The organism is Nocardiopsis trehalosi NBRC 14201 (assembly GCF_001552555.1).
GTDB classification, from domain to species: domain Bacteria; phylum Actinomycetota; class Actinomycetes; order Streptosporangiales; family Streptosporangiaceae; genus Nocardiopsis_B; species Nocardiopsis_B trehalosi.
On record NZ_BCRK01000065.1, the window covers coordinates 18,505 to 29,197 of the forward strand.

Sequence of the window (10,693 nt, forward strand, 5' to 3'; positions counted from 1 at the left end):
TCCTGATCTTGTCGAATCTTGCCGGACGACGGGTGAGCTGTGCCCCCTATCAGGGCGAATGCGGAGAACGTCGCGGCGCGGCGGGGAGGGGGACGCGCGGCCGGAGCCGAATTCTAGCCGCCGCGGCCGGGCGGCACCCGGGGTTCGGGGCCGCGCGGACGTCCGGTCCCGGCCGCGCGGCCGCGCGGTTCAGCGCCGGGGGCGGGCCCGCTCGACGACGGCGGCGGTGTCGGTGCCCAGGGGCAGGTCGCCGAAGACCCGGCCCGCGCCCTCGCCGCCCAGCCGGGAGCCCACGAACGCGTCCGCCACCGCGGCGGGGGCGTGCCGCAGCAGCAGCGACGCCTGGAGCGTCAGGGCCATCTGCCCGACGAGGTGCCGGGCGCGGAACTCGGCGCCCTCCGGGTCGCCCAGTTCGGCGTGCAGCCGCTTGACGGCGGCGTCGAACCGGGCGTCGGCGCCCTCGGCGCGCGCGAGTTCGGCGGAGAACGCCTCGACCGACTCCGGGGACCGGGCCATCGCCCGCAGCACGTCCAGGGCGGCGACGTTGCCCGAGCCCTCCCAGATGGAGTTGAGCGGCGACTCGCGGAACAGCCGCGGCATGCCCGACTCCTCGACGTAGCCGTTGCCGCCCAGGCACTCCAGGGCCTCGGCGGCGTGCGCCGGCAGCCGCTTGGTCACCCAGAACTTGCCGACGGCCACGGCCAGCCGGCGGAACGCGGACTCGGCGGCGTCGCCGCGCACCGACCGGTCGGCGGCGCCCGCCAGGCGCAGCATCAGCGCCGTCGCGGCCTCCGACTCCAGGGCGAGGTCGGCGAGCACGTTGGCCATCAGCGGCTGCTCGGCCAGCGGGCGGCCGAACGCGGAGCGCTCGGCGGCGTGGTGCACGGCCTGCGTGAGCCCTGCGCGCATCCCGGCGGCGGAGCCGATGACGCAGTCGAGCCGGGTGCTGTTGACCATCTCGATGATGGTGCGCACCCCGTCGCCCGGCGCGCCGACCGCCCAGCCCAGCGCGCCGTCGTACTCCAGCTCCGCCGACGCGTTGGACCGGTTGCCCAGCTTGTCCTTGAGCCGCTGGATGAGCAGGGCGTTGCGGGTGCCGTCGGGCAGCACGCGCGGCACCAGCAGGCAGGTCAGCCCCTCGGGTGCCTGGGCCAGGGTGAGGAAGACGTCGCCCATGGGGGCGGAGGTGAACCACTTGTGGCCGGTCAGCCGGTAGGCGCCGGAGCCGGCGGGCACCGCCCGGGTGGTGTTGGCCCGCACGTCGGACCCGCCCTGCTTCTCGGTCATGGACATGCCCGCCAGCAGGCCGCTCTTGGTCAGCGGGGGGCGCAGGCCGAAGTCGTAGGTGCGGGCGGTCAGCAGCGGCTCGTACCGCTCGGCCAGCTCGGGGGAGCGGCGCAGGGCGGGGACCGCGGCGTAGGTCATGGAGATCGGGCAGCCGTGGCCGCCCTCGACCTGCGACCAGACGTAGAACTTGGCGGCGCGCGCCACGTGCGCCCCGGGGCGGTCGTCGGCCCACGGGGCGGCGTGCAGGCCGTGGCTCACCGCGGTGTCCACCAGTACGTGCCACGCCGGGTGGAAGTCGACCTCGTCGACGCGGTTGCCGTAGCGGTCGTGGGTGCGCAGCACCGGGGTGAAGGTGTCGGCCTGCTCGGCCCAGGTGCGGGCGCGGGCGGTGCCCGCCAGGCGCCCCAGCCCGTGCACCTCGTCGGCGGCCCAGCCGGCCCCCTCGCGCGCCAGCCCCTCGGTGAGGGCGGGGTCGGCGGCGACGTCGTGGTCCTCCAGTGGGGAGGGCTGGTTGAACACCTCGTGGGTGGGGGGCATGGCGGGCGCCTCTCTATCCGAATGCCGTTCGGTCGACGGACGGCACCAGCCTAGCCCTCGGACCCCCGGGCTCCCCGGCCCTCGGCGCCCGCGCCGACCGGCGCGCGCCCGCCCGCCGCACCGTCCGCACCGCCCGCCGCGCCTTCCGCGTCCTCCGCGGCGGCGAGGACGCCCCGGTAGTACGCGATCTTGTGCCGGATGGCGGCCTGGCGGTCGACCAGCTCGGCGATCCGCTCCGCCAGCCGCTCCTCGTGCCGCTCCAGCACCTCCACCCGCCGCGGCACGGTGGCGTCGCCCTCGCGCACCAGCTCGGCGAACTCGCGCAGCCGGGCGATCGGCATGTCCGTGTCGCGCAGGCAGCGGACCAGGTCGAGCAGCTCCACGTCGGAGGCCCGGTACCGGCGGTGGCCGCCGGCCCCGCGCTCCACCCGGGTCAGCAGTCCCTCCCGCTCGTAGTAGCGCAGCGTGTCCAGGGAGACGCCGAAGCGGCGGGCGGTCTCGCCGGGCGTGTAGTAGTCGGGCATGGGTGCATCATGCGACCTGGAGTGCACTCCAGGTCAAGCCCCGCCGGGCCCGGGGCCGGCGGGGGCGCCCGCCCCCGAACCCGGTGGGCGCCCCCGCCGGCGGGCTCAGCCCGCCGCCGCGCCGGTGACCGGCGCCCGCCGCGCCCCCCGCAGGGCCTCGGCGTACCGCTCCAGCAGCACGACCGCCAGCTCCGGGGCGTCGCCCAGCGCCGGGGCCACGGCCGCCGCCCCCGCGGCGGCGGCCTGCTCGGCCACCCGGTCGGCGAACAGGCCCGGCGCCAGCAGGTAGCCGGCCACCGCCACCTCCCGGGCGCCGGCGGCGCGCAGCCGCGCCACCGCCTCGGCCGGGGTGGGCGACGCCGCCGACGCGAACGCCGGCGCGACCGCCCGCCACGGCCGCCGCTCCGCCAGGCGGGCGGCCAGCGCGCCGATCACGGCGTTGGCGGCCGCGTCGCTGGACCCGGCCGAGGCCAGCACCAGCGCCGTGTCCGGGCCCGCCGCGGCGCCGGCCGCGTCGAGCCGCCGCTCCACCGCGTCGAGCAGCAGCGGGTGCGGGCCCAGGGTGGCGCCGTAGTGCACGCGCAGCCACGGGCAGGCCGCGCGGACCCGCTCCAGCACCGCCGGCAGGTCGATCCGGCTGTGGTAGGCGGCGGTCAGCAGCGCCGGCAGCACCACGACCTCACCCGCGCCCTCGGCGGCCAGCCCGGTCAGCGCCTCCTCGGCGCCGGGCGCACTGTGGTCGAGGTAGGCCACCCGCACGTCCAGCTCCGGGCGGAGCCGGCGCACCCGGGCGGCCACCCGCTCGACCGTGCGCGCCGAACGGGGGTCGCGGCTGCCGTGCGCGACCGCGACGAGCGGCACCGCGCCGCCCGCGCGCGGCGGCCGTGCCCCGGTCACAGGTGGATTCCGCACTCGGTCTTGCCGGTGCCCGCCCAGCGCCCGCTGCGCGGGTCCTCGCCGGGGGCCACCGGGCGGGTGCAGGGGGCGCACCCGATCGAGGGGTAGCCGTCGTACTGGAGGGGGTTGACCAGCACACCGTGCTCGGCCATGTAGGCGTCGACGTCGTCCTGGGTCCACCGGGCGATGGGGTTGACCTTGACCATCCGGCGGCGGGCGTCCCACTGCACCACGCCCACGTCGCGGCGGGTCACGGCCTCGTCGCGGCGCACCCCGCTCACCCATGCCTCGTAGGGCGCCAGCGCCTCCTTCAGGGGCTCCACCTTGCGCAGGTGGCAGCAGATGCCGGGGTTGCGGCCGTGCAGCCGCGGGCCGAGGTCGCGGTCCTGCTCGGCGACCGTGCGCCGGGGGGTGACGTTGACGAGGTTGATGGGGTAGACCGCGGCCACCGCGTCGCGGGTCCCGATGGTCTCGGCGAAGTGGTAGCCGGTGTCGAGGAAGATGACGTCGACGCCCGGGACGACCTTGGACACCAGGTCGACCATGAGCGCGTCGGCCATGGACGAGGTCATGCAGAGCCGGTCGCCGAAGGTGTCCGCGGCCCACTGGACGATCTCGGGGGCGGTGGCCTCCTCCAGCTCCACCGCCGCCCGCTCCGCCAGGGCCTTGCCGTCGAGTGTGACGTTCATGCGTTCCCATCCGTCCGTGCCGTGCCGGCGCCCGCGGCACCGGCCGCGCGCAGTCCGACGAACTTCACCCGGAAGACCCGGGAGCACGACAGGCACGCCCACGCGTACCCCGCTCCCTTCTCGCCGTCGCCCTCGTGCGGCACCAGGTCCTCGTCGCCGCAGTAGGGGCAGTAGTACGGGGCGGCCCGTTCGCTCATCGGGGGTCCCGCCTCACTTCAGATCGCCGTCGTCGGCGCGGGACGCCCAGGCGGCGAAGGTCTCGCCGTCCCGCTTCTGCTCCTGGAACCGGCGCAGCACCCGCTCGACGTAGTCGGGCAGCTCCTCCGCCGTGGTCTTGAGGCCGCGCACCTTGCGGCCGAAGGCGGCGTCGAGCCCCATGCCGCCGCCCAGGTGCACCTGGTAGCCCTCGACCTGGCGCCCCTCGGCGTCGGTGACGAGCTGGCCCTTGAGCCCGATGTCGGCGACCTGGATGCGGGCGCAGGAGTTCGGGCAGCCGTTGAGGTTGATGGTCACCGGCTCGGTGAAGTCCGGCAGGCGCCGCTCCAGCTCGTCGATGAGCGAGGAGCCGCGGGCCTTGGTCTCGACGATGGCGAGCTTGCAGAACTCGATGCCGGTGCAGGCCATCGTGTGGCGGCGGAAGACGCTCGGCCGCACCCGCAGGTCCTCGGCCTCCAGCGCGTCGACGAGGGAGTCGACCCGGTCGTCCTCGACGTCCAGGATGACCAGCTTCTGGTCCGCGGTGGTGCTGACGCGGTCCGACCCGTGCGCCTCGGCGATGTCGGCGATGCGCGACAGCCGGGTGCCCGAGACCCGGCCCACGCGCGGCGCGAAGCCGACGTAGTTGCGGCCGTCGCGCTGCCGGTGCACGCCGATGTGGTCGCGCTGGACCCCGGGGACCAGCTCGGGCGCGGGGCCGTCGGGCAGCGCGTAGCCGAGGTACTCCTTCTCCAGGACCTCGCGGAACTTCGCCGCCCCCCAGTCCTTGACCAGGAACTTGATGCGGGCGCGGTGCCGCAGCCGCCGGTAGCCGTAGTCGCGGAACACCGAGCAGACCCCGGCCCAGACCTCGCTGACCTGGTCGGGGCGGACGAACGCGCCCAACCGCACCGCGAACATCGGGTTGGTGGACAGGCCGCCGCCGACGTGCAGGTCGTAGCCGGGGGTGCCGTCGGGGCCGACCACGCCCACGAACGCCACGTCGTTGATCTCATGGTTGACGCAGTGGGCCGAGCAGCCCGCGATGGAGGTCTTGAACTTGCGCGGCAGGTTGGAGAACAGCGGGCTGCCGATGTGCTCGTCGTAGACCCGGGCGATCTCCGGGCCCGCGTCGAGGACCTCGTCGGCGGCGATGCCGGACAGCGGGCAGCCCAGGATGACGCGGGGGGTGTCGCCGCACGCCTCGGTGGTCGACAGCCCCACGGCCTCCAGCTTCTCCCAGATGGCCGGGACGTCCTCGATGCGCACCCAGTGGAACTGGACGTTCTGCCGGTCGGTGATGTCGGCGGTGTCGCGCCCGTAGGCGGTGGAGATCTCGGCGATGGCGCGGAGCTGGGCGATGCTGAGCCGGCCGCCGTCGATGCGCACGCGGAGCATGAAGTAGCGGTCGTCGAGCTCCTCCGGCTCCAGGACGGCGGTCTTGCCGCCGTCGATGCCGGGCGCCCGCTGCGTGTACAGGCCGAACCAGCGGAAGCGTCCGCGCAGGTCGGCGGGGTCGATCGAGTCGAATCCGGCCTTGGAGTAGACGTCGATGATCCGTTGGCGGACGTTGAGCCCGTCGTCGTTCTTCTTGTTCTCCTCGTTCTTGTTCAGCGGTTCCCGGTAGCCGAGGGCCCATTGGCCCTCGCCTCGGCGCGGACGGGTGCCGGTCGGTGCGGATGTGGGAGGCATCGCGGGGTCCTCCGAGCGGTTCGCGGGGCGCGCGGGCCGGCGGCGCGCACCACGCGGCCCCTCGCCGGCGCCGGCACGTCGTCGTGCCCGGCAGGCGGGGTGCTGGAGGAGTGGTGGCGAACGTCGGTGCCGCGGGGCCCCAGAGAATGGGCGGAAAAGAGAGCGGCGGACTTAACCGACGTTGCGACAGATGGCACTGCGGACCCGAAGGAAGTCCACGTGCCGGCGCACGCAGAGCATCGGGTCCAGGGCAGCGATCATTCCTTGACAATGACACGCTGAGGGGCCGCTTGTCCAGGTGCGGTCGCGCGCGGACTCCGGTGAGGCACGTCACTCTATTATGGGTATTTCCGACTGGTCAAGTGTACTTCCCGGGGGTTCCCCGCGACACGAAACGGACACGATTGGCGCGGTCGCCGTCGGTGACGCGCCGCCCCCCGCGACCGGGCCCCTACCGTTGTGGCCTGTGGAGACCATCGCCGAGCGCATCCGGAGCGGCGCCGAGAAGTGGCGCGCCGACCACCCGCGCGCGCAGCGGGCGCTCACCCTCCTGGCCCGCACCGCCGGCTCGCTGATGCGCGCCCGCGTCGTCGGCCTGGCGGCCGAGGCCGCCTTCTTCTCCCTGCTCTCCCTGCCCGCTCTGCTGCTCGGCCTGGTCGGCACCCTCGGCCACCTCACCCCCGTCCTCGGCGCGGCCACCGTCTACGAGATCCGCGCCTGGCTGCTCGACCTCGCCGCCACGGCGCTGACCGACGACACCGTCGACGACGTCGTCGCCCCGCTGGTGGACGAGTTCCTCGGCGGCGCCCAGGGCGGCATCCTCTCCGTCACCTTCCTGGTGTCGCTGTGGTCCGGCTCGCGCGCGATGAACGTGTTCATCGAGGCCATCACCATCGCCTACGGCCTGGACGACCTGCGCGGCTACATCCGCCAGCGGGCCCTCGCGTTCGTCGCCTACCTCGGCGGCCTGCTGTTCGCCCTCGTGCTGCTGCCGGTGCTGGTCGCCGGTCCCGGCCTCATCCGCGACCTGCTGCCCGCCACCTCGGGCTACCTCGGCTACGCCTACTGGCCCGTCGTCGGGTTCCTGTCGACGCTGGCCGTCACCCTCCTCTACGTGCTCAGCACCCCCGTCCGCACCCCGTTGTGGCGGTACCTGCCGGGCGCGCTGGTCGCCATGGCCGTCCTCCTCCTGGGGTCGGTCCTGCTCCGCCTCTACCTCGACGCCTCCTTCGGCCAGGTCACCATCTACGGTTCGCTGGCCGCGCCCATCGCCCTGCTCGCCTGGCTCTGGCTCATGGCGCTCGCCGTCCTCGTCGGCTCGGTGCTCAACGCCGAGACCGACGCCATGTGGCCGACGCCGGCCACCGCCGCCGCCCGCGCCCGGATCGCCGCCCGCCGCCAGGAGCGCGCGGCCCGCATGGTCGAGCGGCACGAGCGCGCGCTGCGCACCTCCCTGCACGAGCGCGGCGCGGACGGCGCACGCGGCGGCGCCCCCGACGACGCCGCCGCCGGCCGGCCCGCCGCCGGCGCACCGGGCCGCGCCGGACCCGAGGCGGCCGAGACCCCCGGGACACCCGAGACTCCCGGGGCCGCCGAGGCCTCCGGGGGCCCCGGGGCGTCCGTGCCGGAGCAGGCGGTCGGCGCCCCCGGCGAGGAGGCCCCGGCCCCGGACCCCGCGCCCCGGGGCACCCGCGCGCCGACCGCCGACCCGCCGGACCCGGGCGCCGCCCCCGGAACCCCGGCCCCCGCCGCCACCGCCCCCGCCGACCGCACCGCCCCGCCCGCCGGGGGTGGGCGCCGGCCGCGTCCGGCATCCTCATAGGAGCCGGTGCCCCCCGCGTCCCGCGTCCCCGTCCCGTACCGGCCAGGTGAGGCCATGCCACGCTCGTCCCGTCCCCCCGCCGCCCGCCGCGGCCGCACCGGGCTGCTCGCGTCCCTGCTCGCGGTCGCCGTCGTGGCCGCCGTCGTCTCCGCCATGACCGGGGGCGGCCTGCTCGACACCCTGCGCGGCCTCGCCGACGGCGACGGCGCGGCCGCCCCCGCCGACCCCGGCGGCTCCGCCGACCGCCCCGACGCCGAGCACGCCGCCGACCTGCTCGCCGGGATCGCGACGGCCGAACCCCGGCCGCGCGGCGACTACGACCGCGACGCGTTCGGCGACGGCTGGGTGGACACCGACGACAACGGGTGCTCAACCCGCAACGACGTCCTCGCCCGCGACCTGACGGAGGTCGAGACCGCCCCCGACTGCAAGGTGCTCGCGGGCGTCCTCGACGACCCCTACACCGGCGAGCGGATCACGTTCACCGCCGAGGACCCGCAGGCCGTCCAGATCGACCACGTCGTCCCGCTCTCCCTGGCCTGGCGCATGGGCGCCGCCGACTGGGACCGCGACCGCCGCGTCGAGTTCGCCAACGACCCCGCCAACCTGCTCGCCACCGACGGCCCGGCCAACTCCGCCAAGGGCGACTCCGGGCCGGGGGAGTGGCGCCCCCACGAGGACGCCCAGTGCGCCTACGCGGTCTCCTACATCGGCGTGAGCGACCGCTACGGGCTGCCGCTCGCGGCCGAGGACCACGCCGCGCTCGACGACATGCTCGCCACCTGCGCATGAGGGCGCCGTCCGCCGCCCCGGCCGGAACCGGCCATCTGGGCCGGCCGTGCCGTCCGAAACCCGTCTCGGCCGTCCCCGCGCGGCCCCGGACGTGCGGGTTCTCCGGGCCATCGCGCGTCGCCGCAGCTCAGCGCGGCCCCGCGCGCGGTCGGGCGTCCGCCGGGCGCCCGCACCCGGCGCGCGGCCGCCCGCGCCCGATGACCAGGCAGGGCGGCGCGGAGGGCCCCCGCCTCAGTATCATCGCGGTGACCCCCCATCACGCTCCGGTCGCGCGGCGGCCACCCGCACCGCCGCGGCGCATCCGCACCGGGCCCTCCGGACCACCGCGCCACCCCCTGACGGAACAGGTTCACGATCACATGACCGCAGCGCCGCCGCGCCCGTCCCCACCCCCGTCGCCGGCGGGCACCGGACGCGCCGCCGGCCGGCGCCGCGGGCGCGAGGGGAGGACGCCTTGAACCGCGGAAACGGCCCCGGGCCGCACCGCAGCCCGGTCATCCTGGTGGTGGCGCCGGACGAACGCAGTGCCGAGGTCACCATCGAGGGCCGCACCCGCGTCGTCACCGGCGCGACCCCGAAGGAGACCCGTCGGGCGGCCCTGGACGTCGCGGCGGGGTACGCCGCGCACCTGGGCACGTCCGTCCTGATCAACTCGCGCGACGCCAACGGGGCCTGGCAGCTCATCATCAGCCCCACCGGGGTGGTGCGGGCGGCCGGCGGCACCGAGGTCGAACTCACCGCCGGGCGCGGCGCCAAGGCCGGCCGCCCGCGGCGCGGCCGCCGCGTGCTGATGGCCGCCGCCGGCGGGACGCTCGCCGTGGCCGCCGTCGCCGGCGGGGGCGTGGTGGCCGTCCGGATGCTCCCCGACATCACCGCCACCCGCGTCGACAGCGCCGAGGACCCGGCGGTCACCCTGGAGGGCCGGTCGGCGCCGCCGGGGTTCACCACCCAGGCCGCCTGGCGGCTGCCCACCCTGCCGGGGACCCGCCCCGGTGTCGCCCCCGACGGCGGCGCGGCCGCCTACGTCGACCCCGAGGAGCGCCTGACCGTCGTCGGCCCCGACGGGGCCGAGCTGTGGTCGGCCGAGCTCCCGCTGCCCGCCGGCGACATCGAGGGCGCGCCCACGTTCGTCTCCGACGGCGACGCCTACGGCCTCGCGGTGACCGGCAGCGGACGGCTGTGGCTCTGGCCGCCCTCCGGCGGCGCGCCCGACGAGTTCACCCTGCCCGAGGGGTCGCGGGTCACCTTCGCGGGGGCCAGCGCGCTCGTCCTCGGCGACGGGCGCGCCCTGGTGCCCGACGACGGCGGACTGCGCCCCATCGCCATGCCCAGCGGCTACGGCGCGATGCTGGCCGACCCCGGCCGGGTGCTCACCGCCGTCCAGGACGGGCCCTGGCGGTGGGTGGGCCTCGACGGCGAGACCACCGAGGTCGAGCCCGAGCCGCCGGACGGCGCGGGCGACCTCGCCGAGGTCCTCACCGCCCGCTCCCGCTACGTGATCGTGCGCTGGGTCGCCGAGGAGGGCGACCAGGCGCTGCTCGCCGTGCACGACTCGGGCGACGGCTCCGTCGTCGCCCGGACCCTGGTCGACCCGGCGTCGCTCGCCGACGCCCGCTGGCTCGAAGGCGGCTCGGTCGCCGCCTACGGCCCGGTCGTGGTCGACCTGGACAACGGGCGGGCCACCGCTCTGGAGGGGTTCGTCCCCACCAGCGCGGCCGGCGACCGGGTGTACGGCGAGGCCGCGGGTGTTCCCGTCGCGGTCGGCGCCGACGCCGAGCCGACCGACCTGCCCGCCGACGTCGTGCGCCCCTGGGGGCTACTGGACGGCCGCGCGGTGGTGATCGCCGACGGCGACCTCTATGCCCTCACCCCGCAATGATCCCCCGAGGAAGAGAAAGGAGCGGAATGTCCCGTACAGCACGTGTGGTCACCGTGACCGCCGTCGCGCTGATGGGCGCCGGGTTCCACGTGTCCCCGGCGTTCGCGGCCACGTTGGACGCGGCTCCGCTGGACGCCGTCGAGGCGGCCCCCCAGCAGCCCGTGCAGACGCTGCCGCAGGCGGCTCCGGAGACGCCGCAGCTGCCGATCGTCGGCGACCTGCTGCCGGTCGACCCGCCGCCGCCCAGCGACCCCGGGTTCCCCGGCGACCCCGGCGACCCGGGTGACCCGGACCCGGGCGACCCCGGTGACCCGGGCGATCCTGGTGACCCCGGTGACCCGGGTGACCCGGGTGACCCCGGCGATCCCGGTGACCCGGG

9 protein-coding genes and 1 pseudogene are annotated in these 10,693 nt (G+C 76.3%); 4 read left to right on the top strand and 6 right to left on the bottom strand.

All coding sequences use genetic code 11. The features are described from left to right. Positions 1 to 189 precede the first annotated feature (189 nt). The 6 genes from NT8_RS13750 to NT8_RS13775 form a co-directional block, all read right to left on the bottom strand. Complete coding sequence (locus tag NT8_RS13750) at positions 190 to 1,824, bottom strand: acyl-CoA dehydrogenase family protein (RefSeq protein WP_067968773.1); 1,635 nt, start codon at positions 1,822 to 1,824, stop codon at positions 190 to 192. A 50-nt stretch (positions 1,825 to 1,874) separates the two neighbouring features. After that, positions 1,875 to 2,348, bottom strand: a complete 474-nt coding sequence (locus tag NT8_RS13755; RefSeq protein WP_084468918.1) for a MerR family transcriptional regulator — start codon at positions 2,346 to 2,348, stop codon at positions 1,875 to 1,877. Between the two features lie 105 nt (positions 2,349 to 2,453). Further along, entirely contained in the window at positions 2,454 to 3,245 is a 792-nt protein-coding gene (locus tag NT8_RS13760; protein ID WP_174549570.1) for a sirohydrochlorin chelatase, read from the bottom strand. Beyond that, a complete protein-coding gene (locus NT8_RS13765; protein ID WP_067968775.1) occupies positions 3,242 to 3,934 on the bottom strand; it encodes a phosphoadenylyl-sulfate reductase in 693 nt (230 codons plus the stop codon). Before NT8_RS13765 ends, NT8_RS13760 begins: the two co-directional genes overlap by 4 nt. Beyond that, positions 3,931 to 4,131: a hypothetical protein gene (locus tag NT8_RS13770; RefSeq protein WP_067968779.1), complete on the bottom strand. Its 201-nt coding sequence runs from the start codon at positions 4,129 to 4,131 to the stop codon at positions 3,931 to 3,933. Before NT8_RS13770 ends, NT8_RS13765 begins: the two co-directional genes overlap by 4 nt. A 13-nt stretch (positions 4,132 to 4,144) precedes the next feature. Beyond that, on the bottom strand, positions 4,145 to 5,821 hold the full coding sequence (locus NT8_RS13775; protein WP_067968782.1) for a nitrite/sulfite reductase: 1,677 nt from the start codon (positions 5,819 to 5,821) through the stop codon (positions 4,145 to 4,147). A gap of 466 nt (positions 5,822 to 6,287) precedes the next feature. Here NT8_RS13775 and NT8_RS30845 point away from each other — a divergent pair, with 466 nt between their 5' ends. The 4 genes and pseudogenes from NT8_RS30845 to NT8_RS29345 form a co-directional block, all read left to right on the top strand. Then, on the top strand, positions 6,288 to 7,643 hold the full coding sequence (locus NT8_RS30845) for a YihY/virulence factor BrkB family protein (protein WP_394326581.1): 1,356 nt from the start codon (positions 6,288 to 6,290) through the stop codon (positions 7,641 to 7,643). Positions 7,644 to 7,697: 54 nt separating this feature from the next. After that, positions 7,698 to 8,435 carry an HNH endonuclease family protein gene (locus NT8_RS13785; protein WP_067968785.1) on the top strand — a complete coding sequence of 246 codons (738 nt, stop codon included), beginning with the start codon at positions 7,698 to 7,700 and terminating at the stop codon, positions 8,433 to 8,435. Positions 8,436 to 8,889: 454 nt separating this feature from the next. Further along, complete coding sequence (locus tag NT8_RS13790; protein WP_067968788.1) at positions 8,890 to 10,314, top strand: hypothetical protein; 1,425 nt, start codon at positions 8,890 to 8,892, stop codon at positions 10,312 to 10,314. Between the two features lie 26 nt (positions 10,315 to 10,340). Further along, positions 10,341 to 10,693 (top strand): annotated as a pseudogene (locus NT8_RS29345) (hypothetical protein); the annotation flags it as partial.

Bases quoted from the DNA above. Each gene is read 5' to 3' on its own strand.
- NT8_RS13750 (WP_067968773.1), bottom strand. From the start codon at position 1,824: ATGCCCCCCACCCACGAGGTGTTCAACCAGCCCTCCCCACTGGAGGAC.
- NT8_RS13755 (WP_084468918.1), bottom strand. From the start codon at position 2,348: ATGCCCGACTACTACACGCCCGGCGAGACCGCCCGCCGCTTCGGCGTC.
- NT8_RS13765 (WP_067968775.1), bottom strand. From the start codon at position 3,934: ATGAACGTCACACTCGACGGCAAGGCCCTGGCGGAGCGGGCGGCGGTG.
- NT8_RS13770 (WP_067968779.1), bottom strand. From the start codon at position 4,131: ATGAGCGAACGGGCCGCCCCGTACTACTGCCCCTACTGCGGCGACGAG.
- NT8_RS13775 (WP_067968782.1), bottom strand. From the start codon at position 5,821: ATGCCTCCCACATCCGCACCGACCGGCACCCGTCCGCGCCGAGGCGAG.
- NT8_RS13785 (WP_067968785.1), top strand. From the start codon at position 7,698: ATGCCACGCTCGTCCCGTCCCCCCGCCGCCCGCCGCGGCCGCACCGGG.